The organism is Rhizobacter sp. SG703 (genome assembly GCF_012275445.1).
Taxonomy (GTDB): Bacteria; Pseudomonadota; Gammaproteobacteria; order Burkholderiales; family Burkholderiaceae_C; genus Rhizobacter.
Window position 1 is genome coordinate 150,811 of sequence record NZ_JAAZQK010000005.1, and the last position, 26,999, is coordinate 177,809.

Below are 26,999 nucleotides of genomic sequence, written 5' to 3' on the forward strand. Positions count from 1 at the left end.
ATTGGCAGGGTCATCGAAGCGGCAGTGTCGACCCCTCGCGCAACGCGTGCAACAGCAGCCGGCCCTTGGCCAGCGTCTCGTCGAGTTCGTCGCGCGGGTCGGAGTCGGCGACGACCGCGCCGCCGACCTGCACCATCACCCGCCGGTCGTGCACGACCGCGGTGCGGATCACCACCGACAGGTCCATGCCGCCGGCCGCATCGAAGTAGCCGATGGCGCCGGCATACGGCCCGCGCCGCACCGGCTCCAGCGACTCGATGACCTCCATCGCCCGCACCTTGGGCGCCCCGGTCATCGAGCCGGGCGGCCAGCAGGCGCGCAGCAGATCGGCGGTGCCGGCGCCGTCGCGCAGCCGCGCGCGCACCGTCGACACCATCTGGAACACGCTCGGGTGCGCCTCGATCTCGAACAGGCCGTCCACGCGCACGCTGCCGACCTGCGCGACGCGGCCCAGGTCGTTGCGCATCAGGTCGACGATCATCAGGTTCTCGGCCCGGTCCTTCACGCTCGCGGCCAGCGCTGCGCGCTGCTGCGCATCGGCCGGCGCGTCGGCGCCGCGGGCGCGCGTGCCCTTGATCGGCCGCGCGCTGACCTCGCGGCCGTCCAGCCGCAGGAAGCGCTCCGGCGACACGCTCGCGATGGCCCCGTGCGGCAGCGGCAGGTAGGCGGCGAACGGGGCCGGGTTCAGCGCGGTCAGCGTGCGGTACAGCGCGAACGGGTCGCCGTCGAAGCGGCCTTCGAGGCGGTGCGACAGATTGGCCTGGAAGAGGTCGCCGCGCGCGATCAGCTCGAGCACCTCGCGCACCTGCTGCAGGTAGCGCGGGGCCGGCGTGCGCGATTGCAGCGCGCCGGCCTGGAACTGCGTCGCCGCCGGCGCCGGACCGGCGGCGGCGTCGAGCAGCGCATGCCAGGCGTCGTCGCGCGCATCGGTCAGGCCGGGCCAGTGGCTGCGGCAGGCGTGCCAGCGCTGCGTCGCCGGGTCATGGGCCAGCACCTGGTCGCACAGCAGCAGGCGCATCGCCGGCAGCGCGGGGTCGATGGCTGCCTGCACTGGCAGCCGCTCGACATGGCGCGCCATGTCGTAGCCGAGCCAGCCCAGCCAGCCGCCGGCGAAGTCGAGCCCGGCGGGCCGTGCGCCGGCCGGCAGCGCGGTGCGGGCCAGCACCTCGCGCAGCGCGTCGAACGGGTCGCTCCAGCGCTGCAGCACGCGGCCCTGCGGATCGCGCAGCCAGGTGGCCTGCGCATCGGTCTCCAGCACCGCGGCCGGCGGCCCGGCCAGGTACGACCAGCCCGCCTGCCCCGGCATCGGCTTGCTGCTCTCCAGCAGCGCGGCCGGTCCGCGCGCCAGCACGCGGCCGCAGAGGGCTTGTGGGGTGGCTGCCAGCGGCAGGGTTAGGATGCTCGAACCGGAATCAGCCACGCAGTACACGCACAGGACACAGGGCGCATGAGTGTAGAGCGGCAACTTTTCCCTCCGACGGCGCGGCACGAGTCGCTGCGCCGCCTGCTGCTGGCGCAGGACGGCTCCACCACCCGCACCTGCTCGGCGATGTGCGGCCTGCCGGTGCAGGTGCTGCTGCACCACCAGCACCGCACGGCCGAGGTGCCGCGCACGGTGGCCGAGCAGCTTGGCGGCACGTCGTGGCTGGAGCGGGTGACGAGCCTGGTGGCCGGCGGCCAGGTGTTGATGGACAACCTGTCGTACACCCGCCTCGACGCGGTGCCCGACTGGTTCCTGAGCGGCCTCGACGAAGGCGCGGCGCCGATCGGTCACCTGCTGGCACGGCTGTTCGTGCAGCGCCAGGCCATCGAGAGCGAACCGGCGCTCGAAGCCGGGCTGTGGAGGGTGGTCGGGCTGCCGGACTCGCGGGCGAGCCGGGCCTACCGCATCGTCACGCCCGAGGGCCCGCTGATGCTGATCTTCGAGGTGTTCCGCGGCGGACTGGTGCCGCAGCCCGAGCCGGCGCTCAGCTGATCGCTCAGCGCCTCACAGGCTGATGAACGGCCGCTCGCGCATCCACTTCGTCGCGACCCACTTCTCGCCGGCCCGCACCGGCCGGCTCGCATGCAGCGAGCGCTCGTCGGCCCCGTCGTACTCGAAGACCACTGCGTTGCCGCGCTGCGGCGTGACCTGCCAGCCGCGTTCCGGAAAGTCGGTCTCGCCGCCGTCCGCCACGTCGTTCAGGTAGCACACCAGCGTGCTGATGCGCTGGCCGCTGCGGGCGATCGACGCGCGGTTGGCGTCGTTCGACGGCTGCAGGAAGTCGAAGTGCGGCGCACTGCCGGCGCCCACCGGATAGTGCAGCAGCTGCAGCCCTTCGCCGTGCGACACCGGCAGCCCCATCAGCTCGGCCAGCCGCCGGTCGATCTGCGCGATCAGCGGCGTCTCGGCCGGCCGGAAGAACATGCCGAGGCTGCCGCGCAGGCCGCTGGCCACGTCGCGGCCGCTCACCGGGTCGACCAGCGTCGACGGCTTCAGCCGCGGGCGCGCCAGCGCGATCAGCGCCTCGCATTCGGCGCCGTCCAGCACGTCCTGCAGCACCGCGAGCAGCGGCGCGCCGGTGCGCATCGCGACGCGGATGCGGCGGTCGTGGGTCTGGACCGCCGGGCCCTCGGCCAGCCGCGCACCGGGCACGACCGTGCCGACCTCGACCGTGTCGACAGGGAAGGGCTCGCCGCGTTCGCGTGCCCGCACGAACGCGTCGACGATGGCCTGCGCAGCCGCCGGTGCCACCTGCCGCTCGCGCATCGCGTCGACCAGCGCGGCCGGCGGCTGCCCCTGCGCCAGGTGCTGCGCGACCCATTCGCCGAGCGCCGGCGCAAAGCGCAGCTGTGACGTCATCAGTGCCGTCATGGGCCCGGCAGGTCCACCGCGACCCAGCCCTGTTCGGTGCGCACGAAGTTCTCCTCGAGCTGCGCGGTGCCGGCCCCGCGCACCACGCCGGCGACGACCGGGAACACTTTCTGGATCTCGCCGTCGCGCGTCCACGGCGCCGCGTCGACTTGGTAGGTGTAAGTCACGCGGGCGTGCGTGTCCGGCCCGCGCTCGCCCCGGTCGAGCGTCCAGCCGACGACGCGGTCCAGCGACAGGTGCGCGGCGCAGAAGTCGCGCGTCTTCGCGTCGCGCTGCACCAGGTAGCGCTGGCCGGCCTCGGTGAGCTCGAAGCGGCGCACCTTCATCGCGTGCTTCGTGCCTTCGTCGTCGACCACGACCTCGGCCACGCCGGAGCGGACCAGCCCGAGCCGTTCCAGCGCCGGCATCTGCAGCGCGTTGCGGCCGCCGACGTCGATCTCGTGCTGCGTCACGTCGATCGGCCAGGCGGACTTGCCCAGGCACAGGTCGCCGCGCTTGGCCAGGTAGGTGGTCATTGCGGCGGTGAACGTGGCCTGGTCGGGCGCCGGGTGGCAGCCGGCAATGGCGAGCACGGCGCCCATCAGCGCGATCAGTCGACAGGTGAGCGGGTTCATTGCGTGCAGGGTCCGGTGGAAGCGGGCGCCGCCGGCGGCTGGTAGCCGTCGGTCAGCGTGTTCAGGAAGCAGATCAGGTCGGCGATGTTCTGCTCGCTCATCGGCGGCGCGCTGTGCGCCTTGCGGCCGTCCAGCGGCATCTGGGTGTCGATGTTGGCGACGAACTGCGGCGGCAGGTCGTCGTATTTCTTCACCTGGCCGCCAACGTACTGCGTCTTCACGAGGCCGTAGCTCGGGAAACCGGCGTCCGGCACGGCCTTCGGCCGGCCGCCGACGGTCGGGTACCAGATCTCCGGCAGCGTGTCGCGCGTGTTGTAGAAGCGGATCACCTGCTCCAGCGAATGCATCACGCCGTTGTGGAAGAAGGCCTGGCGCGTGGCCACGTTGCGCAGCGTCGGCGCCTTCACCATGCCGCAGAAGGTGTTGCCGGCGGCCGGCGGGTGGTCGGTGCGCAGCGGCCCGCACAAGCCGGTGTCCGCATAGGCCGGGTCGGCATTGGCCGGGATCGCCGGGTTGCGCGGCACGCCGATCGCCTCGTACGAGAAGTCGGTGAACAGCGCCGAGCTGCCGTTCAGGCCCGCGCCCTGGTAGTGGCACGACGCGCAGTTGCCCACCTGCGGGTCGGCGAACACCTTGAAGCCGCGCACCTCGGCCGGCGTCAGCGTGCCGCCGATCTTGTTGCCGGCGTACAGGTCGTACTTGCTGGAGTACGGGTGGAAGCTGCGGTCTTCGAGCTGGTAGGCCTGCAACGCAAGGCCGGCCTTCGCGAATGCGCTGGTCGGGTCGGCAAACGCGTCGGCGCCGAAGGCCTGGCGGAACAGGTCGGCATACGCGCCGGCCTTCAGCTTCGCGACGACGGCGGCGCCGTCGGCATTGGCCATCTCGTTGGCGGCCAGCAGCGGCATGGTCGCCTGCTCGGCGAGCGTCGCCGCGCGGCCGTCCCATGCGAAGCCGCCGCCCGGGCCGGGCACGCTGATGCCGTCGGGGTTGTCGAGCAGGTCGGCATACGGCGGCGTCACCTCCTTGTAGCGAAGCGACGGCACCGCGCGGGTGCCGGCGGCCTTCAGGTCGGCGCCGCCGAACTGCACCGCCAGGTCGTTGGCCGGTGCGTGCGCATGCCGCGGGTCGTGGCAGCTCGCGCAGGCGAGCTGGCCGGAGCCGGACAGCGTCGTGTCGAAGAACATCTTCTCGCCGACCTGCGCGGCCAGGCTGAGGGAGGAGGGCGGGCTGGCGGTGCTCGGGGTCGCGGCGGCGCCCCGGGCCGGGCCGGCATTCGGCGCGCCGCCGTCGCCGCAGGCGGCCAGCGCGAGGGCCGCGGCCCATGCCGCGGCCCGGTGGAACGAGGTGATCTGCATGATGACGGTGCCGCCGGCCACGGGGCGTCCCGCGGCCGGCGGCTTCGGCCTTATTTCAGCGACCAGACGTTGGTCTGCACGGCATCCGGGCCGATCTGGGCCGCGGTCGTCACGTCCGCCGACTGCTTCGCGGTGTAGCCGGCCGGCGCGACGAAGGCGTGGTTGATCGGGCGCACCGCGTCGAAGTGGGTGTCGGCGCTGCCCGCGAATTCCGGCAGGTTCATGATGTTCGCCGCGATGAACCGCTCGGTGTACTTCGAGCGGTTCATGTACGACGCATCGACCGCCGGGTCGGCCAGCTGGAACATGTCCTGGAAGGTCCGCACCAGCGAGAAGTGGCTGTACGCGTCGTTGTCGCTGACGCCCTTCGGGGCCGACGCCTGGTTGCTCAGGATGCCGAAGATGCTCTGGCCGTGCCCGCGGTTGCCGCGCGTGTAGTTGTTGATCGTCGCATCGGGCGTGAAGCTGCCGTCGGCGTTCTGCTTCAGCGGCTTGGCCACCGTGCTGTTCGCCACGTTCCAGCCGCAGCAGGAGTTGAAGCCGCTGGTCGCATTGCCCTCGTCGAACATCAGCACGATGGCCACCCGCTTGGCCGGGTTCTTCCAGACCGGCGAGTCCTGGATGCGCTTGACCAGCGCGTCGACGTAGTTGTCGCCGCGCGCGATGATCGCGCCGCCGGTCGCGGTCGGCACGTTGTTGGCGACGCTGCTGCAGTCGCTCGCGGTGACGCCGGTGGCGCCGCCGGCCACGCTGCCCTTGACCGTGATGCCGTGCATGTCGTCGCACTGGTCGGGCACCAGGAAGTTCAGCGTGCCGATGTGGCCACTGGCGAGGTCGGTGCCGAGCTGGTCGACGTCGTAGTTCGCCGGCACGGCGTAGGCGGTGCTGTTCTTCATCACCGCATCCCACTGGCCGCCGCCCATCGTGCGGTTGCTGTACTTCCATTCCGGCGCGCTGCGCACGTTCTGGTAGGCCATGCCCGGGTGGTGCTTGGTCTTGTACAGGCCGGCCGGCAGCGGCAGCGCGAGGCCGGCAGTGCCGATCTGCGCGGTGTTGTTGGCGAGCGTGCCCGGTGCGTAGACGTGGTCGGCCGCGATCACCGCGGCATCGGCGACGCTGTCGGTGCGGTAGTCCTGGCCCGGGTTGATCGACTCGTTGTAGGTGCGCCAGGTCAGGCCGGCCGCGCTCAGCGCGTTGAACAGGTTCGGCGCGGTGATGTTGTGGTTGACGCCGACGGCCTGCGTGCAGGTCGCGGCGAACGGCGAGTTCTGCAGGCCGGTCTGGGTCTTGTCCGGCAGCGGCAGGTCCTTGACGGCGTTGTCGCCGGTGGCGTCGCAGTTCCACTGGCTGTCGTCGGTGATGCCGAAGTCGTCGGCGCCGCCGAGCGCGGTGTAGTTCGGCTCGCTCGGGTTGCCGGTCGCGTAGTACGAGGTCAGCTGGTTGCCGGCCTTCAGCAGCGCGTTGATCTTCGGCGCGAACGGCGAGCCGGCGATCGACAGCGTGGCCTTGTTCTCGAGCATCACGACGAACACGTGGTCGTAGCGCGGCACGCCTTCGAGGTTGAAGGCGGCCTGCTCGGCCTGCGCGAAGGTGATCTTCGCGCGGGTGTCGTCGCCGGCCGGGGCGGTGGCCTGCGTCACGTTGGCGGCGCCCTTCAGGCGCGGGTCGCCGCCCGGCACGGCCAGCGCGTCGGGGTACAGGTCGCCGCGGTCGAGCTTGGTGATCGCGAAGGTGAAGCGGTTGTCGAGCACCTTCGATTCGGCCAGCATCGCGGCCTGGTCGGCGCCGGTCACGACGTTGACGTCGGCCAGCAGGTTCGCGGCGGTCACGCCGATGCGGCCGGCGAGGTTCTGCTTCTCGGCGGCATAGGTGCTGCCGTTGGCTTCCATCGTGCGCAGCACTTCGGACGACAGCGGGCTGATGACGATGCTGCCGGCGGCCTGCTCGATCACCTGGTCGAGCGACGCGCGCAGCACGTCGCGGCTGGCGACCTTGGCGCCGCTGGCGGTGTTGGTGGCATCGGTGCCGATGTCGGCGATCAGCGCCGCCTGGGTGGCCATCGGGATCGTGAACCTGCCGTTCGCGTCGGTGGTGACCGGGTTCTCGCCGGCATCGCAGACGCCGTTGGCATTGGCGTCGACGCAGACCTTGGCACCCTGGTAGTACGAGGCCTTGATGGTCGGGTCGGTGGCGCTGCCGGCGACGAACTGCGTCGCGGTGACGACGCCGCTGACGGTGGGCGTCGGTGCGGGCGCGGGCGCCGGCGACGAGCTGTCGCTGCCGCCGCAGGCCGCGAGCACGGCGGCGGCGAGCAGGGTCAGGGAGGCGGTGCGGGACGTCGAGAAGGCTGGTGCGGTGATGATGCTTCGCATGGCGGGGTCCGGAGGGTGGTGAGCGCGGCGGACTCTAGGCAGCGCAGATGACGGATCGGTGTCAGGAGCCGCCTCCATCGGCGCGCCGGAACGCGCCAGCCCGCATGGCGGCTCGCTCCGCGGGGCTTCGTAAAGTACTGTCGTCGGCCCATGTCGTCACATGTCGCACCGCAGTGCGCCGCCGGCAAGCGGGACGTCGCGCCTGGCCGTTGCACCCGGTGCCGCCCGGCGTGTCCATGCGGCCAAGCCCTGAGCCGGCCCGCAGCGCGGATCGCTAGCATGGGCCGACCGCTTCGCACCCACCCATGACCCCCCAATCCGTGCCCTATCCCCACCTGCTGAACCCCCTCGACCTCGGCTTCACGACGCTGCCCAACCGCGTGCTGATGGGCAGCATGCACACCGGCCTGGAAGACGGCCGCAAGCACTTCCCGGCGATGGCCGCGTTCTTCGCCGAGCGCGCGCGTGGCGGCGTCGGGCTGATGGTGACCGGCGGCTTCGCCCCCAACATCGCCGGCTGGACCAAGCCGTTCGCCGGCATGCTGGCCAGCAGCGGCGCGGCACGCCGCCATCGCGAGGTGACGGACGCGGTGCATGCCGAAGGCGGCCGCATCGCGCTGCAGATCCTGCACACCGGGCGCTATGGCTACCACCCGTTCTGCGTCGCGCCGTCGCGCATCCAGTCGCCGATCTCGCCGTTCACCCCGCGCGAGCTGTCGGCGCGCGGCATCGAGCGGCAGATCCGCGCTTTCGTGCGCTGCGCGCTGCTGGCACGCGAGGCCGGCTACGACGGTGTCGAGATCATGGGCAGCGAGGGCTACCTGATCAACCAGTTCCTCGCGACGCACACCAACCAGCGGCGCGACGACTGGGGCGGCAGCTACGAGAACCGCATGCGGCTGCCGGTCGAGATCGTGCGCCGCGTGCGCGAGGCGGTCGGGCCGGATTTCATCCTGATCTACCGGCTGTCGATGATCGACCTGATCCCCGACGGCAGCAGCTGGCCCGAGGCGGTGGCGCTCGCGAAGGCGGTCACGCAGGCCGGCGCGACGATCCTGAACACCGGCATCGGCTGGCACGAGGCGCGCGTGCCGACCATCGCGACCAGCGTGCCGCGCGGTGCGTTCGCATCGGTCACGCAGACGATGCGCCGCGCGCTGCGTGACGCAGGATTGACGATCCCGCTGGTCGCGAGCAACCGCATCAACACCCCTGAGGTGGCCGAGCAGGTGCTGGCCGACGGCTGCGCCGACCTGGTGAGCCTCGCGCGACCGCTGCTGGCCGATCCGGAGTTCGTCCGCAAGGCGGCGGCCGGGCGGCCGCAGGCCATCAACACCTGCATCGCCTGCAACCAGGCCTGCCTGGACCACGCCTTCAAGGCGCAGCTCGCGACCTGCCTCGTCAACCCGCGCGCGGCGCGCGAGACGGTGCTGGTGCAGCGGCCGGCGCGGCAGCGCCGCCGCGTCGCGGTGGTCGGCGCCGGGCCCGCCGGGCTGGCGGCGGCCTGCACGCTGGCCGAGCGCGGCCATGCGGTCGACCTGTTCGATTCGGCGGCCGAGATCGGCGGGCAGTTCAACCTCGCGCGGCGCGTGCCGGGCAAGGAGGAGTTCAGCGAGACGCTGCGTTACTTCGGCCAGAGGCTGCAATCGGCCGGCGTCGTGCTGCACCTGAACACGCGGGCGACGGCCGGCCTGCTGGTGGCCGGCGACTACGACCGCGTGCTGCTCGCCACCGGCGTGACGCCGCGCGACCCGAAGATCCCAGGCCAGGACCTGCCGCACGTGCTGAGCTACCTCGACGTGCTGTTGCAGCGCAAGCCGGTGGGCGACAAGGTCGCGGTGATCGGCGCCGGCGGCATCGGCTTCGACGTCGCCGAGTTCCTGGTCACGCCGCCGGGGGCGTCGCCGACGATGCATCTGTCCGAGTGGCGTGCCGAATGGGGCGTTGCCGATCCGGCCGAGGTGCGCGGCGGCGTGGTGCCGCCCCGGCCCGCCGCGCCGGCGCGCCAGGTGGTGCTGCTGCAGCGCAAGACGGGCAAGCTCGGCAAGGGGCTGGGCAAGACGACCGGCTGGATCCACCGGGCGGCGCTGCAGATGAAGCAGGTCGAGATGATCGGCGGCGTCAACTACGAACGCATCACGCCGCAGGGCCTGTTCGTCACGCACGGCGAAAAACGGCTCGACGGCCAACTGATCGAGTGCGACACCGTCGTGCTGTGCGCCGGCCAGGTGCCGTTGCGCGAGCTGCTGGAGCCGCTGCGCGCCTCGGGGGTGGCCACTGACTTGATCGGTGGCGCCGACGAAGCGAACGAATTGGACGCGAAGCGCGCCATCGACCAAGGCACGCGGATTGCCCTGGCGTTGGAATGAGCCGTCTGTTGCGCACCGCCTTCGTCAGCCTGCTGTTCTGCCTCACCGGGCTGGGCGGTTGCGCCAGCCTGCCGCCGCCGCAGCCGCGCCCGGCGGTGCAGGCGTTGGCCGATCCGGAAAGCACCGCGCTCGGCAAGCTGGTCGCCGCCGCCGCGCCGGCGCCCGGCATCTCGGGCTTCCGGGTGCTGGCCTCGGGCGACGATGCCTTCGCCGCGCTGACCGCGCTGGCCGACCGCGCACAGAAGACGCTGGACCTGCAGTACTACCTGATCCACAGCGACGAGTCGTCGCGCGCGCTGATGCAGCGCGTGCGCGCGGCCGCCGACCGCGGCGTGCGCGTGCGGCTGCTGCTCGACGACCTGAACACCGCCGGCCAGGACGACGCGCTGATGCGGCTGACGCGGCACCCGCGCATCGAGGTGCGGCTGTACAACCCGTTCCCGTCCGGCCGCATGGCCACGATGAGCCGCGTGATGGCGTCGCTGACCGACATCGGCCGCATCAACCACCGCATGCACAACAAGATGTTCGTCGCCGACAACGCGCTCGCGGCGACCGGCGGGCGCAACCTCGGCGACGCCTACTTCGTGCAGAGCGCGCAGAGCAACTTCCTCGATGTCGACGTGCTGGTGGCCGGGCCGGCGGTGCGCGCGCTGTCGGCGGTGTTCGACGGCTTCTGGAACGACCCGCTGGCCTACCCGATCGACGTGGTGACCGGCGCACCGCCAGCCGTGGCCAGCGAAGCCCCGGCGCCCGACCATCCGGCCAGCGCGCTGGCCGGCGAAGCGGCGGCCTCGGCGCCGGCGATCGTCACGAGCGCCGCGAAGTCGCCGCTCGGCAGCGAGCTGGCGCGCAACCAGCTGAAGCTGGTGTGGGCGCCGTCGCGCGTGCTGGCCGACAAACCGACCAAGGCCAGCGCGCCGACCGACGCCGAGCAGCCGGCATCGCCGCACGAGGTGATCAGCGACGACGTCGAGGGCCTGCTGCGCGGCGCGCGCAGCGAGGTGCTGCTGATCTCGCCGTACTTCGTGCCGGGCGCGCGCGGCATGGCGCTGATCGACGACCTGAAGCGCCGCGGCGTGCGGCTGCGCGTGCTGACCAACTCGCTGGCCACCACCGATGCGCCGGCGGTGCACACCGGCTATGCGCGCTACCGCGAGCCGATGCTGAAGGCCGGCGTCGACCTGCGCGAGCTGCGCGTGCACCTGGACCTGCCGCGCAGCAAGGTCGGCTCGTTCGGCTCGTCGCAGGCGTCGTTGCATGCCAAGGTGCTGGTGATCGACCAGCGCGACGTGCTGATCGGCTCGATGAACATGGACCCCCGCTCGGCCCGGCTGAACACCGAGATGGGCGTGGTGATGCACAGCCCCGAGATCGCGCGCCAGATGCTGCAGCTCTACGACGAGGTCGCCAGCGCCAACAGCTACCGGCTGTCGTTGGATCCGGACGGCCGGCTGCTGTGGACCCTGTCGCCGCCCGGCGGCGCGCCGCAGGTGCTGGACAGCGAACCCGAGGCGAGCCTGTGGCTGAAGCTGACAGTGAAGCTGCTGTCGCCGTTCGCGCCGGAGGAAATGTTGTGAACACGGGAATCCGCGGCCGAAATTCACGCTGACTTCACGACCGCATCACCTGTCCCGCTTGCGGCACTGAGATGATGCCGCCCGTGCGCCGTCGACGGCATGGCGCGGATGGGCGAGGGGGAACCCGTGGGATTGAATCGAAAACAGTGGGCCGGCATCGCCGTGGCCACGGTGCTGGTGGCCGGCGGGATCGTCGCCGCGACGATCGGCTGGGGACGCTACGGCGGCAGCATCAATGCGCTGAACGTCGACCTGGAGCACCCGCAGGCCTATGTGTCGACGCCGGCGCTGTCGAAGCTGCCGCGCGACCTGATCAAGGCGCCGGTGCTGCGCGACGTGCTGACCGAGGACTTCGCGTTCTACTACGAGGAGCATGAAAGCCGGCTCGGCCTGCAGGGCGCGCTGAAGCGCATCGCGTTCGAGCACGACACCACGCTCGGCGACAAGCTGATCGCGCTGGCGCTCGACGAGCCGGCCGAGATGGCCTTCTGGACCGATGCCAAGGGCGCGCCGCGCCACTGGGTGATCGCGATGACGCGCGGCGTGCTGGCCCGCACGCTGCAGGGCGCGGCCGCGCTCGCCACCAACGACCGCCAGTTCAGCGTGATCGACCAGGTCCGCGTCAACGGCGACACGCTGCCGGTCTACGCGCTGACGCTGTCGTCGCGCCGCACGCTGGCGCTGGTCGCGCAGGGCAACCGCGTCGTCGTGCTGAGCGACCCCGGCCTGCTGTTCGACGCCGAGCGCAAGGCCGATGCGCATTCGCGCGACATCGTCGGCGCGCTGCTGTCGGCCGATGCGCAGGCGCAGGCGGTGTACCGCCGCGGCTTCGGGCTCGGCGACGCGACCGCCAGCGGCAACGGGCACACCCTGGTCGCCGACGCGCGGCTGATGTCGTTCGGCTACCAGCACTTCTTCCCCGGCCTGCGGGCCCTGCGCTTCGACATCGCGCCCGGCGGCGCGGTGCTGTCGACGAAGCTGCGCGTCGACGGCCTGGCGGCGCTGCCGGCCGCACCGGCCGATCGCCAGCTGTGGTCCGCGCTGCCGGCCAACCCGGCCGCCTGCACGCTGCTGCCGGCCGACTGGACGCGTGCGCGGGCGGTGTCCGGCGCGGCCGGCTGGCCCGCGCTGGCCGACCAGCTCGACGGGCCGGCGGCGATCTGCTGGTACCCGCGTTCGCAGTTCCACACGCCGCTGGTCGTCGCGCAGTTGAGGGAAGGCGCGGCCGACCCGTCGGCCTCGCTCGATGCGCTGACCGGCTGGCTGCTGCCCGCCAAGGCGGCCGCGCTGACGCCGGCCGCGCGCACCGGCGCGCAGCGCTGGCAGCGCGAGGTCGCCGCACCGTGGGGCCCGCATGGCGACGCGGCCGCGACCACCTACCGGCCGACGCTCGCGCGCCAGGGCCGCTGGCTCACGTTCTCGCCCGACGAGGCGCTGGTCGAGCAGGCGCTCGATGCGCAGGCGCGCCGCTTCCCGAGCGTCGCCGACAGCCTGCCGGCCGGGCCGGCGACGCTGGCGGTGGTCGCGCCGCGCCAGGTGGCCGAGCTGGCCCGGCGCGAGGCCTTCGAGGTGCTGCCGCCGGAGCAGGAGCTGTTCCGCCGCGCCGCCGAACGCCAGCTGGTGCCACGCCTCGACGCGCTCGGCAAGCTGCCGACGGCGCGCGCGGTGGCCGCCGGCAAGCCCGACGCCGAAGGCTGGGTCGCGCTCGACTGGCAGCCGTTCCCGTTGGCGGCTGCGAAGGCCCGCTGATGGACGCCGCCCCGTTCACCCGGCGTGCGCTGCTGCTGGCCGGTGCGCTGCTCGCGACCGGCAGCCGCGCGGCGCCGGCGCGCCTCGACCGCGCGCAGTCGCAGCGCTTTCGCGACTGGATGACGCTGCTGATCCACGCGCAGATCGAGCGCGGCCCGACGCCGCGCTGGACGCACCGCGACTGCGCCGGGCTGGTGCGCTTCGCGGTCGCCGAATCGCTGCGCGAGCACGACCTGGCCTGGCGACGCGCCAACGGCCTGCTCGGCATGCGCTTGCCGCCGGACCTCGAGGCCGGCGACGCGCAGCCGCTGCGCCATGCCTGGCGGCGCGTCGACGGCACGCGCGACGCCTTCGTCGGAGCGCTCGAACTGGTGCAGGAGAACACCCGCCCGGTCGCACGCCAGCTGACGCAGGCGGTGGCCGGCGACCTGCTGTTCTACGACTTCGGCGACGAGCAGCACCTGATGGTCTGGATGGGCCGCTACATCGCGTACCACACCGGCCGCATCGAAGCCCACGACAACGGCCTGCGCGCGGTGCGCGCCGACCAGCTCCTCGGATGGAAGGACACGCGCTGGCGGCCTTCCGACGACAACCCCAACTTCTCGGGCGTCCATCGACTGGCGTTCCTCGCATGAAGCACCTGCACAAGATCTCCTGGCCCGCCTTCGCTCTGGCGGCGTTGCTCGCGTTGGCGCCGGTGGCGCCGGCCGCGCCGCCGGCCGGCCCGGTGCCGCTGCCCAATGCCTGGGCGCCGTTCGCCGGCGAGCCGTTCTTCCTGCTGTCGGACGCGACCTTCGGCAGCGCCGATGTCGCGAAGGTGCGGCTCGAGGTGAACTCGCCACAGATGCTGGAGCAGGCCGGCGGCGTCGACGTGCTGGTCTACCGGATCCCGCAGCCGCTCGAGTTCCTGCAGCGCCAGAAGAACCTGCACCGCGTGCAGGTCGATGCGCGGCCGGCCGAGCCGGGGCTGTCGAACACGCTGACCCACCTGTGGGACAACTGGGCCGTCAAGTCGCGCCTCGCGTGGCAGAAGCTGTTCTCCAGCGACGCACGCCAGGCCGTCACCGCGCAGGCGCCGGCGCTGAAGACGCCGCCGGCGCTGACGAAGCCGTCGAGCTTCGAGGAGCCGCCGCAGTTCAAGCCGATCGCCGGGCTGGCGGTCATCGAGCGCTTCCGCTACCCGGTGCAGGCGGCCAAGCCGATCGAGCCGCCGAAGGACCTGAAGCTCGCCGGCAGCAGCAGCGAATTCATCAACCCGTCGCAGGGCAACGTCTGGGTGCCGATCGGCCAGCGCGCGCCGGGGCTGTACCTGGTCGAGGCGATCGCCGGCCAGCACCGCGCGACGACGCTGCTGTTCGTCAGCGACACCGTCGCGCTGACCAAGGTGTCGGGCGAGCAAATGCTGGTGTGGGCCGCGCAGCGCGGCGACGGCGCCGCGGTGCCGAAGACCCGCGTCGTGTGGACCGACGGAATCGGCGTGCTGAAGAGCGGCGCGGCCGATGCGCAGGGGCTGGTGCGGCTCGACCGCAAGGCGCCGGAGCAGACCTATGTGTTCGGCGAAGACCCGGCCGGCGGCGTCTTCATCTCCGAGAACTTCTACTACGACAGCGAGATCTATGCGGCCAAGGTCTATGCCGTGACCGACCGCCCGCTGTACCGCCCGGGCGACTGGGTGCAGGTCAAGGTGACCGGCCGCGAATTCCGCAGCGCGCGCGAATCGGTGAGCCTGAAGGATGGCCCGCTGGCGCTGCAGGCGCTGGACCCGGCCGGCCAGGTGATCGCGACGCAGTCGCTGCGCTTCAGCGGCACGCAGGGCGCCGACACCCGCTTCGCGCTGCCCGACAACGCGGCGGCCGGCGGCTACGAGCTGCGCCTGGCGATGGGCGACGATGTCTACACCGCGGCCTTCCGCGTCGCCGACTACCAGAAGCCGCATTTCGAGATCACGCTGCTGGCCGACAAGCCCGGCTTCGCGACCGGCGAGCGCGTCAGCGGCAAGCTGCAGCTGAACTACCCGGACGGCAAGCCGGTCGCCCATGCCCGCGTCAGCCTGACGGCGCGCGCGCAGAAGCTGACGATGGTCGAAGGCGAACTCGACTACGGCGGCCAGTTCCCGCTGAAGTTGACGCAGGACGAGCTGCAGACCGACGGCAGCGGCGTCGCGAGCTTCTCGCTGCCGCCGGCCGACCAGCCGAGCCGCTACATCCTGACCGCGCTCGCGACCGACGGCGCCGCTTGGCGCGTGCGCACGTCGAAGGAGATCCTGGTCGAGCGCGGCAGCGGGTCGTTCAGGCTGACGCCGGACCGCCAGTTCTCGAAGCCCACCGAGCCGGTCGCGTTCACCGTCAGCGCCGGCGCGCAGTCGTCGGCCGATGCGAAGCGCCCGGCGCGCTGGGAATGGCTGCGTCTCGAGAACCGCGCGAAGGAATCGGGGGCGATGCCGTCGGGCGACGTGCTGACGCTGCGCTTCCCGCAGCCCGGCGCGTACACCGTGTCGCTGCGCGATGAACAGGGCCGCCTGGTCGGCGCCGCCAGCCACTGGGTCAGTGGCGACGGGCTGAAGGCGCCCGCGGGCAGCATCACGATGGTGTTCAACCGCGCCGCCTACCGCGCGGGCGACACCGCCGAGCTGCTGCTGAGCTTTCCGGAGCCGATCGACCACGCGCTGCTGACGCTGGAGCGCGACCGCGTCGAAGCGACCGCGGTGCTCGGCGAAGCGGCCGACTGGGTCAGGAGCGAACGCCTCGGCCCGACGCAATGGAAGCTGACGCTGCCGGTGCGCGAGGAGATGAGCCCGAACATGACGGTGTCGGTCGCCTACGTGAAGAACGGCGACTACGTGTTCCAGAACCAGGGGCTGCTGGTCGAGCAGCCGCGCGTCGCGCTGGCGCTGCGCACCGACAAGCCGGTCTACGCGCCGGGCGAGCTGGTCACGGTCGACATCGACACGCGGCTCGGCGGCAAGCCGGTGGCGGCCGAGGTCGCGGTCGGCGTGGTCGACGAGATGATTTACGTGCTGCAGCCGGAGATCGCGCCGGGCATCGAGGATTTCTTCTACCACCCGCGCCGCAACAACGTGCGCACCAGCGCGAGCCTGTCCTTCATCGGCTACGACCTCGCGACCAGCAAGCTCGGCGTGCTGCCATCGTCGCGCCAGGTGAACCAGCGCGCGGTGAAGGTGCTGGAGCGGCCGCGCCGCGACAACGTCGACACGGCGGCCTGGGAGCCGAAGCTGTCGACCGATGCGGGCGGCCATGCGCGCTTCACGTTCCGCATGCCCGATTCGCTGACGCGCTGGCGCATCACCGCGCGGGCGATGCAGGCCGGCGGCGCGGTCGGCCAGCAGGTCGGCTGGGTGCGCTCGGACAAGCCGTTCTACGCGAAGTGGACCAGCCCCGACTGGCAGCGCGAGGGCGACCGCGCGCAGGCGTCGATCGCGCTGTTCAACCAGACCGGCCAGCCGGCGCGCGTCGACTGGGAAGCGCGCGGCGCCGGCGTCGAGCGCAAGGACACGCTGAGCGTGCAGCCGGGCATCAACTTCATCGCGCTGCCGATCGCGGCCGACCGCGTCGGCGCGGCCGGCGTCAGCCTGGTGTTGAAGCAGGACGGCCGCGTCGTCGACCAGCTCGACACCACGCTGCAGCGCCTGCCGGTGGCCTGGCGCGCGCCGCGCGAGCAAGTGCTGGACATGGCGGCCGGCAGCGCGCCGCTGAAGCTGCCGGCGGATGCGACCCGCGTGCGGGTGGCCTTCGCGCAGGACCCGGCGGCCGGTGCGTTCAACCGCTGGATGGAGGAGTTGATCGACTTCCCGTACGGCTGCGTCGAGCAGACGGCGAGCCGCATGCTGCCGCTGTCGATCGCGCTGCAGTCGCTGTCGCCGGCGCAGCAGCCGCTGGCGCCGCAGCTGGTGCAGCGGCTGTCGACGGCGCGCTTGTCGCTCGCGCAGATGGCCGGGCCGCAGGCGCGCTTCGGCTGGTGGGGCCGCGGCATGAGCGACGACGCCTTCCTGACCGCGTATGCGTACTACGCCGACTGGCGTGCGACGCAGGCGCTGCGCACCAGCCTGCCCGACGATCACTGGGAGCGGCTGCTCGACGTGTACGCGAAGGAGGGCAGTGCACTGCCGCCGATCCAGCGCGCGCTGGCGTTGTCGTGGATGCAGGAGATGGGTTTGCCGGTCGGCGCGATGAACGCGAGCCTGGTCGAGCAGCTGGTGGCCGCGAAGGCGCCCGAGGCGGGCCCGGGCGACGCGCAGCGCGGCAGCTGGGCGATGGCCGACGGCGAGGCGGGCGGCGCGCGCGACATCGCGCTGGTGCTCGCCGTCGACACCGCGCAGCGGACCAAGGGCGCGGTCGCTGCCGACCAGCGCGCCGCGGCCGATGCGGCGGCGGCGCGCCTCGGGGTGTCGCCGTCGCCGTTCGTGCAAGCACTGTTGATGGCGACGCGCCGCAGCGGCACCGAGAAGGCCGGCGAGCTGCTCGGCCAGGTGGGCAGTGCGATGCCGACCTTCGACCGCTCGCAGACGCTGTTGTGGCTGCAGCGCGCGCTCGGCCGCAAGCCCGACGGCGCGGCCGATGGCGTCGCGCTGGCTGCGCCGTGGCAGCGCAGCGTCGGCAGCAGCGGCGACGTGGTGTGGACGCTGCCCGCCGGTGCGGCGCTGCCCGAGACGCTGGCCTTGCCGGCCGGCGCGAAGGCGGCCTGGGCCTACGTCAGCTACGAGAGCAGCGAGGCGCAGGCGCCGGTGCTGCCGGTGAGCATCCAGCGCACGCTGTGGCGCGTGGTGACGGCAGCGAAGCCGGCCGCGGCGTCGCAACCCGCCGGCGCGCAGGCCTCCGCCGACAACGCCCGCATGAACGTCACGCTGGAGCGGGTCGAGACCGGCACGCCGCTGGACACCAACACGCTGTACCTGGACCAGGTCACCGTCGGTGCACCGAAGGCGATGCGCTGGGCGCTGCTCGAGGTCGCGTTGCCGCCCGGCGCGGCGGTCGAGGGCAGCACCTGGGGCCTGGACCTGAGCGGCAAGCCGCTGGAGCGCGCGCAGCATGAGCCGACCGCGCAGGGCTATGCGGTGCCGGTCGAGAAGCTGGACGCCGGCGGCTCGGTCACGCTGCGTCACCTGGTGCGCTTTGCGCAGCGCGGCCAGTTCAAGCTGCCGCCGGCGCGCGTGCACCGCATGTACCAGCCCGAGGCGAAGGGCGTCGACACGAGCGGCGCCTGGACGTCCATCGAGGTCCGCTGAAGGCTGCCATGTTCGCGCGTCTGTGCTTCGTCATCGCGTTGTCGTCGGCCGGCGGCGTGCAGGCCGCGCCGGCCGCGCGGCTGGCCTGGCTGCAGGGCGACGCGCTGGTCGCGCTGCAGCGCAGCGGCGACGGCGCGCTGCCGCTCGCATCGGTGCCGCGCACGCCGCTCGGCAGCCTGTGGAAGCTGTTCGTCCACGGCTACCTGGAGGCGCGCGGCGTGCAGGAGCCGGCCTACCGCTGCGAAGCGGCACAGCGCCTGCCGGATGACGACTACTGCTGCGACCCGGGGGTGTCGATCGGGCGCGACGAGGCGCTGGCGCGCTCCTGCGGCCCGTACTTCGAACCGAAGCGGCTGGCGCTGTCGGCCGACGACTGGTCGCGCTTCTGGCGCGACCACGGCGCGCCGGCCTGGCTGCAGCGGCTCGACGCGATGCAGCCCGCCACCGAGCTGGCGGTGCCCGATCTGCTGCACGCGCTGCGCCAGGTGCCGGCGCCGTCGCGCCTCGCGGCACGGCAGGCGCTGCTGCCGCTGGCCACGCGCGACGGCCCGGTGCTGGCCGCGCTCGGCAGCGGGCCGCGCTTCAAGACCTGGTCGTGGCGCATCGACGGCGAACGCGCCGGCGGTGCCGCCGGCTGGCTGGCCGACGGCACGCCGTTCTGGTTCGGCGCGGCCGGCACCAGCCGCACGGCCTTGCGCGCGCAGGCGCCGTGGATCGCGCGGCAGTGGTCGGCGCACGGCCTGGCGGCGCCGCAGGACGATGCCGATGCGCTGGCCGCGCAGCCTTGCATCGACGTGCGCTTCTTCCAGCGCTACCCGATCCAGGCGGTGCTGCGCGCCGACGGCAGCGCGGCGCCGGCCGGTGCATTGATCGGCCGCCACCTGGTGGTGTTCCGCAACGGCACGCAGCTGCCGGTCGACGCACTGCCGGCCCTGCAGCTGCGCCTGGAACGCGATGGCCCGGCGATCGACGCGCGCCTGCCGCTCGAAGACTACGTGGCCCGCGTCGTCGACCGCGAAGGCCGCGCGACGGAGGTCGAGGCGGCCCGTGCGCTGGCCATCGCGGCGCGCAGCTACGTGCTGCAGAACGCACCGCAGGCCGAGGCCTGCCGGCAGATCGCCGACGACAGCCGCACGCAGCGCGTCAGCCCGAACCCGCCGAGCGAGGCGGCTCGCGCCGCGGCGGCCTTCACCGACGGCCTGGTGATCCGCGGCGCCGAGGTGCGCTACCACCTCGACCAGGCCTCGCCCGGCGTGCTGTCGTGGCAGGCCGCGGTCGCCGCGAGCCGGCGCGGCGACGGCTTCGAGACCATCCTGCGCGCCACCTGGCCCGGCATGTCGCTCGCCGGCGCGCAGGCCGCGGCCGACTGCGAGGCGCTGCCGCAGGCCCACGCCTGGCTGCTGCAGCGCCAGCAGCGCTGGCGCGAGCTGCTGCGCCGCGAGGCCGGCTACCAGCCGCTCGGCCCGGCGCTGCGGGTGTGCCAGCTCGCGATGGGCACGCCGCACTCCGACCAGCGGCGGCTCGAGATCCGCGTGCGCGAATGGCTGAGCCGCGAAGGCCGCGTGACGCTGATCCACGAATACCTGCACCTCGCCTTCCGCGACCACCCGCGCGGACAGGACGAGGCCTACATCGAACAACTCGCACAGCGATTGGCCGACTCATGAAGAAGCTCCTCCCCCTGATCCTGGCCGCGGCCGCCACCGGCGCCGCGGCGCAATCCGCGATCGACGCCCCGACCTCCGGCTGGCGCAGCGCACCGCCGCGCCAGCAGGATTTCGTGCAGGAGGTGCACTACCCGGCCGCCAGCGTCAACGTGAACGGCCGCTCGGCCAGCGCGCTGATCCGCGGGCACATCGACGGCGCCGCGAAGCCGCGGGCCGACGGCGCGCGCCAGCCGGCGCGGCTGGTGGTCGACGGCGTCGCGATGCCGCTGTCGGTCGACGAGAGCGGCGGCTTCGCGCGGCCCTGGTCGTTCGGCAGCGGCAGCCACGGTGTCGAGGTGCGCTCGCCCGGCGGCGGCGCCGGCAGGCGCACCCAGTTCTACGAGGCGCAGGCCGGCCGCGTGCCGACGCGGCTGCGCGTCGTGCTGAGCTGGGACAGCGACAACACCGACCTCGACCTGCACGTCGTCTCGCCCGACGGCGAGCATGTGTTCTACGGGTCCCGCGTGGCCGGCAACGGCGGCGCGCTCGACGTCGACGTGACGACCGGCTTCGGCCCCGAGATCTTCGCGACGCCGAGCCCGGTGCGCGGGGCGTACCACGTGTTCGTCAACTACTACGGCGCCGGCGAGCAGCGCGACGTGATCACCACCGCGCAGGTCGCGATCGTCGAGGACGAGGGCACGCCGCGCGAGAAGCAGCAGGTGTTCCGCGTGCCGATGCGCAAGCCCGGCGAGCTGACGCTGGTGCGGTCGTTCCTCGTGCCATGAGGCGCCTCCGCTGAAGCGCCGGCGCGGGCGATACTGCCGTTGCCATGCGCATCAAGCACGTCGAGGTCTTCAACGCCGTCATGCTGACCGGCACCGTCAGCGGTGCCGCGCGGCTGCTGCACGTGACGCAGCCGGCCGTCACGCAGACGCTGCAGCATGCCGAGTTGCAGCTCGGCTATGCCCTCTTCACCCGCCAGCGCAACCGGCTGGTGCCCACGCGCGAAGCGCAGGCGCTGTACCCCGAGGTGCAGCGGCTGGTGTCGCAGCTCGAATCGGTGCGGCGGCTGGCCGGGGCGCTGCGCGGCGGCCAGCAGGCGGCGCTGCGCATCCTGGTCGTGCCGTCGCTCGCGGTGCATGCCTTGCCGCAGGCGCTCGCGCTGTTCCGCAAGCGGCACCCGTCGCTGCCGGTGGCGATCCGCACGCTGCATTCGCCGGAGATCGCGCAGGCCATCGCGCTGCGGGAGGGCGATGTCGGGATCGTGTTCGGCCACAGCCCGCATCCGGCGGTGCAGCAGGTGCCGGTGGCGCAGGGCCGCCTGGTCTGCGTGTCTCCGGCGCCGCCCACCCGGGCGGGTCGGCGCGGCACTGCCGGCACCGTGGGCACGGTCGAACTGGCCGAGGTGCTGCGCAGCAGCTTCATCCGCATCGACGAACGCGACCCGATCGGCGCGATGCTGGCCGAGCAGTGCACCCGCGAAGGCCTGGCGCCCGAAGGCGGCATCACGGTGCAGACGCACCACATCGCGATGACGCTGGCGGCCCAGGGCTTCGGGCCGGCGCTGGTCGATTCGTTCACCGCGGCTGCCGCCGACGACACGCTGCAGGTGCGCACGCTGGTGCCCGAGGTGCCGGTCGGCATCAGCGCGCTGCTGCCGCAGGGCGAGCGCTCGCCGCAACCGGCCGACGACCTGATCGACGCGTTCCGCCGGGTCGTCAGCTCGCCAGCTTGAATGGCGACGCGTCGATCGGCACGCTCCGCCCCTGCATCAGCTGCGCGAGCAGCCACGCGCTGCCGCAAGCGAGCGTCAGGCCGAGTGCGCCGTGGCCGGTGTTCAGCCACAGGCCGCCGACGCGGGTCGGGCCGATCAGCGGCCGCGACCCCGGTGTCGCCGGCCGCAGGCCGGCCCAGGGCTGCGGGTCGCCGGTCTGGAACGCGCCGGGAAAGGTGTCGGTCGCGGCCTGCAGCATCGCGGCGATGCGGCGCGGGTCGATGCGCAGGTCGGCGCCGCGCAGCTCGGCGAAGCCCGCGATGCGCACCTGCTCGCCGAGCCGCGCATAGACCAGCTTGCGCGCCGCATCGGTCACGCTGACCTGCGGCGCGCGCGCGGCATTCGCGACCTGCAGGCTGATGCTGTAGCCCTTGATCGGCTCGATCGGCAGCTGGATGCCGAGCGGCTGCAGCAGCGCGGCCGCGCCGGGGCCGGCCGCCACGACGAAGGCATCGGCCTCGATCTCGCGCTCGGCACCGCCGGCCGACACGCAGCGCAGCGCCTGCACGCGGCCGTCGCGCTGCACGAAGCCGGCGACGCGGGTGTCCATGCGCCAGCGCGCGCGGCTTGCCTCGGCCAGCGCGCGGCTCAGCTGCTGCGCATCGGTGACGGCCTCGTCCGGCGTCCAGATGCCGAACGCGATCGGCGCGCGGTCGTGCGCGAGCGCCGGCTCGCGCTGCCGGCAGGCGTCGGCGTCCAGCAGCAGCTGCCGGCAGCCGAAGCGGGCCTGCCAGTCGACCTGCCGCTGCGCCGCGTCGCGCTTCGCGGGGTCGCGGTGGATCACCAGCTTGCCGGCCTGGCGCACCTGCACGCCGAGCGGGTGCTCATGCTGCCAGCGCGCCAGCACGTCGCGGCTCAGGAACGACAGGCGCAGCAGCACCTCGGTGGTCTGCTGCACGCGCGCCTGCGAGCAGGCGCCGATGAACGCGGCCAGCCAGCGCCAGTGCGACGCCTGCCAGCGCGGCTGCCACGACAGCGGGCTGTCGCGCGACAGCAGCCAGCCCGGCAGCGCGCGCAGTGCGGCCGGCGTGGCCAGCGGCTCCACATAGCTGTAGCTCAGCTGCGCTCCGTTGGCGCGGCTTGCGCCCTGGCCGGGGCGGTCGGCGGCGTCGACCAGCGTGACCTCGATGCCCTCGCGCGCGAGGGCCAGCGCGGTCGCACTGCCGATCACGCCGGCGCCGACCACGCAGACGTGCTTCATGCGGGCACCGCCGCGCCGGGCTCGGCCGCGCGCTGCGCCTGCGACCACGCAACGACGGCGCGCGCCAGCGCATCGGTCGCATCGATCACCGGCAGGCCGAGCGCCGCTTCGTCGAGCACCAGCGGCAGCTCGGTGCAACCGAGCAGCAGCGCGTCGGCACCGCGCCGCTGCAGGGCCTGCGCCGCCTGCAGCAGCAGGCGGCGGCCCTGCTCCGGCGCGCCGGCCTTCACCGCGGCGATGCCGGGCATCACCCAGTCGAGCATCTCGGGCGCGGTCGGCAGCACCCAGTGCGGCGGACGGGGGTGCAGCGGCGGGCGGTTCAGGTACAGACCCGAGGCCAGCGTCGCATCGGTGGCCAGCAGCCCGACGCGGGCGCCGGGCGCGCGCCGCGCCAGTTCGGCCAGCGCGGCGTCGGCCAGGTGCAGCATCGGCAACCCGAGCGCCGACTGCAGCGCATCGAACCACAGGTGCGCGGTGTTGCACGGCAGCACGACCAGCCCGGCGCCGGCGGCCGCCAGCCGCTCGCCGCAGGCGCGCAGCGCCGGCAATGGCGATTCGCCTTCGCCGCGGAACGCCGCGGTGCGGTCGGGCACCTGCGGGATGCTGCTGACGATCATCGGCACGTGGTCCTGGTCGCATTGCGCCGGCGTCGCGGCCAGCACCTTGTGCAGGAAATCGAGCGTCGCGAGCGGGCCCATGCCGCCGAGCACGCCGACCAAGCCGGGGGCGGCGGCCGGCGACAGCGACGGCGCGAACGCGTCCGTGCCGCGTGCGTGGCACGCTGCATCGTTCATGGCTGTGTCTTGTCGAGAAGTGAGGGGAGGGCGGGGCCGCTCAGGTCGCCGGCTTGTCGCTCAGCGCCTTCAGGTTGTCGCGCAGTTCCTGGCTCATCGGCGCCTGCAGGTTGATGCCCTTCGGCGGGATCGGCGACTGGAACCACTTCTTGTAGAGCGTCTCGAATTCGCCGCTTTGGATCAGCCCGGCGATCGTGTCGTCGACCAGCTTCTTGAACGCCGGGTCCTCGCGCCGCACCATGATGGCGTACGGCTCGACCTGGATCGGGTCGCCGACCACCGCCAGCTCGGCCGGGTTGGCGGCACTCGCCTTCAGGCCGTACAGCAGGATGTCGTCCATGCCGAACGCGACCGCGCGGCCGGTCTGCACCATCAGCGCCGATTCGGCATGGTCCTTCGCGCCGAGCAGCTCGATGCCCAGCTTCTTCTCTTCGTTCAGGTTGCGCAGGATCTTGTAGTTGGTGGTGCCGGTGGTCGACACGACCGGCTTGCCGGCCAGGTCGGCCAGCGACTTCACCGAGGTGCCGGCCTTCACCAGGAAGCGGGTGCCGGTGTAGAAGTAGTTGGTCGCGAACGCGACCTGCTTGCCGCGCTCGCTGTTGTTGGTGGTGGAACCGCACTCGATGTCGATGGTGCCGTTCTGCAGCAGCGGGATCCGGTTGGCCGAGGTCACCGCCTGCAGCTGCACCTTCAGGTCGGCGCGGCCGGTGGTCTTCTTCACCGCGTCGACCACCTTGTTGCAGATGTCGACGCCGAAGCCGACCGGCTGCGCCTTGTCGTCGAGGTACGAGAACGGGATCGACGACTCGCGGTACGCGACGCCGATCACGCCGCTCTGTTTGACCTTCTCGAGCGTGGTCTGCGCCTGCGCGAGCAGCGGACCGGCCAGCGAGACGGCCAGCAGCGACAGTGCACCAACGGATTTCAGCGACATGGGAACATCCTCGGACAGCGGTTGCGGTAAGCGGATGCTAGCCAGCTTCGTGCCTGCCCGGGCATCGGAACTTCCCCACAGACCATAAGCCCCGCTGATGCATACGCACAGGCTTGCCTCGTGCAGATCAAGCAACTCCCGCGGAACCGGCTTGGCCTCTGGCCCAGCGCGGCCTGCAAGGCAGGAGCGCCAGCGACGGGGGGCTCAGGTCACTTGCACGCCCTTCCAGAACGCGACGCGGCCCTTGATCTGCGCCGCCGCCTCGCTCGGCTCCGGGTAGTACCAGACGGCGTCCGGGTTCGCTTCGCCGTTCACCAGCAGGCTGTAGTAGTGCGCCTGCCCCTTCCACGGGCAACTGGTACGGTGGTTGCTGAAGCTGACGTACTCGCGCTTCAGGCTGCTCTCCGGAAAATAGTGGTTGCCCTCGACGACCACCGTGTCGTCGCTCTCGGCGATGGTCACGCCGTTCCACACTGCTTTCATCGCATTCCCCTCGTGTTGCCGACGCCGACGATGGTAGCGGCGGGCCTGCCGACCCCCTCGACTGAAGGAAAAGCCCGCTGTCGTGCCAAGGCCGTTTGGGCTTATCGTGGGTGCGACCGCTCGACCGGCCCGCATGGGGGGACGACACCATCGCGAAAGAGAGTCGTTGAACATGCTCACGGCGCAGGCCCGTTTCCGCCGACGCAGCCTGGCCTGGATCGCCTGGGTCCTGCCGGCCGTCGGCCTGCTGGTGATCGGTTTCATGTGGGCTTTCGTGCTGCACGGGCTGCAAGCCGAGCGCACCCGGGTGATCGCCGACGCCTACGCGAAGGCGCGCAACCTGACCCGCGCGTTCGAGGAGTACACCGAACGCGCACTGACGCAGGTCGACCAGATCAGCGGCTTCGTCGCCTACAGCGTCGAGCAGCCGGGGCGTGCGGTCGACCTGCCGGGCCTGTTGCGCCAGAGCCTCGCCCGCCAGCCCGGGTTGATCGCGCTGTATGTGACGGATGCCGCCGGCCGCGTGATTGCATCGACCGGGCAGGGCGTCGGGCTCAGCGTGGCCGATCGCGATCACTTCAAGGTGCATGCCGACGGCACGGCGCAGGGGCTCTACATCAGCAAGCCGCTGGTCAGCCGCGTCAGCCAGGCCTGGACCATCCACCTGAGCCGGCGGCTGCAGACCGCGCAAGGCGCGTTCGCCGGCGTCGTGGTGGTGCTGACCGACCCGTCGTACTTCACCCGCTTCTACGACGAGCAGCAATTCGGCCGCCAGGGCGTCATCAGCTTCGTCGGGCTCGACTGGACGGTGCGGGCGCGGCGCTCCGGCGACCGCCTGTGGTTCGGCGAGACGGCCGGCAACAACTTCCTGGTCCACGAGCTGGCGCGCGCCCCCGAGGGCACCTACCGCGCGACCAGCCGGCTCGACGACGTGCCGCGCCTGCTCGCTTACAAGCAGCTCGCCGACCGGCCCTTCGTCGTGTTCACCGGGTTGGCCGAAGCAGAGGTGCTGGCCGAGCACGAGGCGCGCCGCGCCGCCGAGCTGGCGCTGGCCGCGGTGGCCAGCGCGGTGCTGCTGATCGTGTTCGGTGCGCTGAGCGTGCTGGTGCAGTGGCTGCGGCGCAGCGAGGTGCAACGCCACCTCGCCGACCGGCGGCTGCGCGAGGTCACCGACAACCTGCCGGCGCTGGTCGCCTACATCGACACCGCGCAGTGCTTCCAGTTCTGCAACGCGACCTTCCACCACTGGCTCGGGCTCGATCCGGCGGCCCAGGCCGGCCGGCCGATGGCCGAGGTGCTCGGCCCGGCGATGTACGAGGCGCGGCGCGGCGCGGTGGAGCGGGCGCTGGCCGGCGAGCGCGTCGAGTTCGACGTCGAGACGCCGGTGCACGGCGAGATCCGCTGCCTGCACAACGTCTACATCCCCGACCGTGCGCATGACGGCCGCATCCGCGGGCTGTACGCGCTCAGCAGCGACGTGTCGGCGCAGAAGTCGGTGGAGCGGCAGCTGTCGGCGCTGGCCCGCGTCGACGCGCTGACCGGGCTGCCGAACCGCCGCGCGCTGAACGAGCGGCTGCACGAGGCGCTGGCGCGTGCCGAGCGCAGCGGCGACCTGCTCGCGCTGATGTTCCTCGACGTCGACCGCTTCAAGGACATCAACGACCGGCTCGGCCATGGCATCGGCGACCGGGTGCTGAAGGAGTTCGCCGACCGGCTGCGCGGCAGCGTGCGGGCGACCGACACCGTCGCACGTCTGGCCGGCGACGAGTTCGTGATCGTGCTCGAAGGGCTGGGCACCGACGTCGAGCCGACCGCGGTGGCGCAGAAGATCGTCGCGCAGATGAACCGGCCGTTCGAGGTCGACGGCCACACGCTGCTGGTGACGACCAGCATCGGCGTCGCGTTCCACCGGCACGGCAACCTCGACCCGGCCGCGCTGCTGGCGCGGGCCGACGGCGCGCTCTATGCGGCGAAGACGGCCGGGCGCAACACCTTCCAGCTGTCGTTGCTGTAGCCCGGATGCGAA

Annotated in this window: 19 protein-coding genes; 10 read left to right on the plus strand and 9 right to left on the minus strand. The window is 72.5% G+C overall.

The annotated features are described in order from the left end of the window. Positions 1 to 10 precede the first annotated feature (10 nt). A complete protein-coding gene (gene pabB, locus FHT26_RS11415; RefSeq protein ID WP_168560258.1) occupies positions 11 to 1,351 on the minus strand; it encodes an aminodeoxychorismate synthase component I in 1,341 nt (446 codons plus the stop codon). A gap of 96 nt (positions 1,352 to 1,447) precedes the next feature. Between pabB and FHT26_RS11420 the strand changes: the two genes are divergently transcribed. Next, positions 1,448 to 1,975 carry a chorismate--pyruvate lyase family protein gene (locus FHT26_RS11420; protein ID WP_168560259.1) on the plus strand — a complete coding sequence of 176 codons (528 nt, stop codon included), beginning with the start codon at positions 1,448 to 1,450 and terminating at the stop codon, positions 1,973 to 1,975. Positions 1,976 to 1,987: 12 nt separating this feature from the next. Here FHT26_RS11420 and FHT26_RS11425 read toward each other — a convergent pair whose 3' ends face one another. From FHT26_RS11425 to FHT26_RS11440, 4 genes are read right to left on the minus strand one after another with little or no spacing between them, the layout of a single operon-like run. Next, a complete protein-coding gene (locus tag FHT26_RS11425) occupies positions 1,988 to 2,842 on the minus strand; it encodes a 2OG-Fe(II) oxygenase (protein WP_168560260.1) in 855 nt (284 codons plus the stop codon). Between the two features lie 8 nt (positions 2,843 to 2,850). Next, complete coding sequence (locus tag FHT26_RS11430) at positions 2,851 to 3,468, minus strand: hypothetical protein (RefSeq protein WP_168560261.1); 618 nt, start codon at positions 3,466 to 3,468, stop codon at positions 2,851 to 2,853. Continuing rightward, positions 3,465 to 4,823 carry a cytochrome-c peroxidase gene (locus FHT26_RS11435; RefSeq protein WP_168560564.1) on the minus strand — a complete coding sequence of 453 codons (1,359 nt, stop codon included), beginning with the start codon at positions 4,821 to 4,823 and terminating at the stop codon, positions 3,465 to 3,467. The genes FHT26_RS11430 and FHT26_RS11435 overlap by 4 nt, the downstream gene beginning before the upstream one ends. Before the next feature lie 50 nt (positions 4,824 to 4,873). Next, complete coding sequence (locus tag FHT26_RS11440) at positions 4,874 to 7,195, minus strand: phosphoesterase (RefSeq protein WP_168560262.1); 2,322 nt, start codon at positions 7,193 to 7,195, stop codon at positions 4,874 to 4,876. A 305-nt stretch (positions 7,196 to 7,500) separates the two neighbouring features. Here FHT26_RS11440 and FHT26_RS11445 point away from each other — a divergent pair, with 305 nt between their 5' ends. The 8 genes from FHT26_RS11445 to FHT26_RS11480 all read left to right on the plus strand — a co-directional run bounded on the left by FHT26_RS11445 (position 7,501) and on the right by FHT26_RS11480 (position 21,522). Continuing rightward, on the plus strand, positions 7,501 to 9,564 hold the full coding sequence (locus FHT26_RS11445; RefSeq protein ID WP_168560263.1) for an NADPH-dependent 2,4-dienoyl-CoA reductase: 2,064 nt from the start codon (positions 7,501 to 7,503) through the stop codon (positions 9,562 to 9,564). Further along, a complete protein-coding gene (locus FHT26_RS11450; RefSeq protein ID WP_168560264.1) occupies positions 9,561 to 11,144 on the plus strand; it encodes a phospholipase D-like domain-containing protein in 1,584 nt (527 codons plus the stop codon). Before FHT26_RS11445 ends, FHT26_RS11450 begins: the two co-directional genes overlap by 4 nt. A 126-nt stretch (positions 11,145 to 11,270) precedes the next feature. Further along, on the plus strand, positions 11,271 to 12,893 hold the full coding sequence (locus FHT26_RS11455) for a DUF2138 family protein (RefSeq protein ID WP_168560265.1): 1,623 nt from the start codon (positions 11,271 to 11,273) through the stop codon (positions 12,891 to 12,893). Next, positions 12,893 to 13,531 carry a DUF1175 family protein gene (locus FHT26_RS11460; RefSeq protein ID WP_168560266.1) on the plus strand — a complete coding sequence of 213 codons (639 nt, stop codon included), beginning with the start codon at positions 12,893 to 12,895 and terminating at the stop codon, positions 13,529 to 13,531. Before FHT26_RS11455 ends, FHT26_RS11460 begins: the two co-directional genes overlap by 1 nt. Beyond that, positions 13,528 to 18,138 (plus strand): alpha-2-macroglobulin family protein, encoded by a 4,611-nt coding sequence (locus FHT26_RS11465; RefSeq protein ID WP_210427346.1) that lies wholly within the window; start codon positions 13,528 to 13,530, stop codon positions 18,136 to 18,138. The genes FHT26_RS11460 and FHT26_RS11465 overlap by 4 nt, the downstream gene beginning before the upstream one ends. An 8-nt stretch (positions 18,139 to 18,146) precedes the next feature. Next, positions 18,147 to 19,805, plus strand: coding sequence for a DUF2300 domain-containing protein (locus FHT26_RS11470; protein ID WP_168560267.1), 1,659 nt, complete (start codon positions 18,147 to 18,149; stop codon positions 19,803 to 19,805). After that, a complete protein-coding gene (locus FHT26_RS11475) occupies positions 19,802 to 20,572 on the plus strand; it encodes a YfaP family protein (RefSeq protein ID WP_168560268.1) in 771 nt (256 codons plus the stop codon). The genes FHT26_RS11470 and FHT26_RS11475 overlap by 4 nt, the downstream gene beginning before the upstream one ends. Positions 20,573 to 20,616: 44 nt before the next feature. Beyond that, complete coding sequence (locus FHT26_RS11480) at positions 20,617 to 21,522, plus strand: LysR family transcriptional regulator (RefSeq protein ID WP_168560269.1); 906 nt, start codon at positions 20,617 to 20,619, stop codon at positions 21,520 to 21,522. Here the strand turns inward: FHT26_RS11480 and FHT26_RS11485 are convergent. From FHT26_RS11485 to FHT26_RS11500, 4 genes are all read right to left on the minus strand, one after another. Further along, a complete protein-coding gene (locus FHT26_RS11485; RefSeq protein WP_168560270.1) occupies positions 21,506 to 22,762 on the minus strand; it encodes a D-amino acid dehydrogenase in 1,257 nt (418 codons plus the stop codon). The two genes, FHT26_RS11480 and FHT26_RS11485, sit on opposite strands and share 17 nt — an antisense overlap. Then, positions 22,759 to 23,556, minus strand: a complete 798-nt coding sequence (gene cuyB / locus FHT26_RS11490; protein ID WP_210427347.1) for a cysteate racemase — start codon at positions 23,554 to 23,556, stop codon at positions 22,759 to 22,761. Before cuyB ends, FHT26_RS11485 begins: the two co-directional genes overlap by 4 nt. Positions 23,557 to 23,596: 40 nt before the next feature. Continuing rightward, positions 23,597 to 24,490 carry a transporter substrate-binding domain-containing protein gene (locus FHT26_RS11495; protein WP_168560271.1) on the minus strand — a complete coding sequence of 298 codons (894 nt, stop codon included), beginning with the start codon at positions 24,488 to 24,490 and terminating at the stop codon, positions 23,597 to 23,599. Positions 24,491 to 24,694: 204 nt separating this feature from the next. Continuing rightward, the gene (locus FHT26_RS11500) at positions 24,695 to 24,973 is read right to left on the minus strand and encodes a DUF427 domain-containing protein (protein ID WP_168560272.1); all 279 of its coding nucleotides are present in this window, start codon (positions 24,971 to 24,973) and stop codon (positions 24,695 to 24,697) included. A gap of 172 nt (positions 24,974 to 25,145) precedes the next feature. Here FHT26_RS11500 and FHT26_RS11505 point away from each other — a divergent pair, with 172 nt between their 5' ends. Next, a complete protein-coding gene (locus tag FHT26_RS11505) occupies positions 25,146 to 26,987 on the plus strand; it encodes a diguanylate cyclase domain-containing protein (RefSeq protein ID WP_246867862.1) in 1,842 nt (613 codons plus the stop codon). Positions 26,988 to 26,999 lie beyond the last annotated feature (12 nt).

Excerpts from the sequence above, each read along its gene's own strand:
- FHT26_RS11420 (WP_168560259.1), top strand. The coding sequence starts at position 1,448 with ATGAGTGTAGAGCGGCAACTTTTCCCTCCGACGGCGCGGCACGAGTCG.
- FHT26_RS11425 (WP_168560260.1), bottom strand. The coding sequence starts at position 2,842 with ATGACGTCACAGCTGCGCTTTGCGCCGGCGCTCGGCGAATGGGTCGCG.
- FHT26_RS11430 (WP_168560261.1), bottom strand. The coding sequence starts at position 3,468 with ATGAACCCGCTCACCTGTCGACTGATCGCGCTGATGGGCGCCGTGCTC.
- FHT26_RS11435 (WP_168560564.1), bottom strand. The coding sequence starts at position 4,823 with ATGCAGATCACCTCGTTCCACCGGGCCGCGGCATGGGCCGCGGCCCTC.
- FHT26_RS11440 (WP_168560262.1), bottom strand. The coding sequence starts at position 7,195 with ATGCGAAGCATCATCACCGCACCAGCCTTCTCGACGTCCCGCACCGCC.
- FHT26_RS11445 (WP_168560263.1), top strand. The coding sequence starts at position 7,501 with ATGACCCCCCAATCCGTGCCCTATCCCCACCTGCTGAACCCCCTCGAC.
- FHT26_RS11450 (WP_168560264.1), top strand. The coding sequence starts at position 9,561 with ATGAGCCGTCTGTTGCGCACCGCCTTCGTCAGCCTGCTGTTCTGCCTC.
- FHT26_RS11460 (WP_168560266.1), top strand. The coding sequence starts at position 12,893 with ATGGACGCCGCCCCGTTCACCCGGCGTGCGCTGCTGCTGGCCGGTGCG.
- FHT26_RS11465 (WP_210427346.1), top strand. The coding sequence starts at position 13,528 with ATGAAGCACCTGCACAAGATCTCCTGGCCCGCCTTCGCTCTGGCGGCG.
- FHT26_RS11470 (WP_168560267.1), top strand. The coding sequence starts at position 18,147 with ATGTTCGCGCGTCTGTGCTTCGTCATCGCGTTGTCGTCGGCCGGCGGC.
- FHT26_RS11475 (WP_168560268.1), top strand. The coding sequence starts at position 19,802 with ATGAAGAAGCTCCTCCCCCTGATCCTGGCCGCGGCCGCCACCGGCGCC.
- FHT26_RS11480 (WP_168560269.1), top strand. The coding sequence starts at position 20,617 with ATGCGCATCAAGCACGTCGAGGTCTTCAACGCCGTCATGCTGACCGGC.
- FHT26_RS11485 (WP_168560270.1), bottom strand. The coding sequence starts at position 22,762 with ATGAAGCACGTCTGCGTGGTCGGCGCCGGCGTGATCGGCAGTGCGACC.
- cuyB (WP_210427347.1), bottom strand. The coding sequence starts at position 23,556 with ATGAACGATGCAGCGTGCCACGCACGCGGCACGGACGCGTTCGCGCCG.
- FHT26_RS11495 (WP_168560271.1), bottom strand. The coding sequence starts at position 24,490 with ATGTCGCTGAAATCCGTTGGTGCACTGTCGCTGCTGGCCGTCTCGCTG.
- FHT26_RS11500 (WP_168560272.1), bottom strand. The coding sequence starts at position 24,973 with ATGAAAGCAGTGTGGAACGGCGTGACCATCGCCGAGAGCGACGACACG.
- FHT26_RS11505 (WP_246867862.1), top strand. The coding sequence starts at position 25,146 with ATGCTCACGGCGCAGGCCCGTTTCCGCCGACGCAGCCTGGCCTGGATC.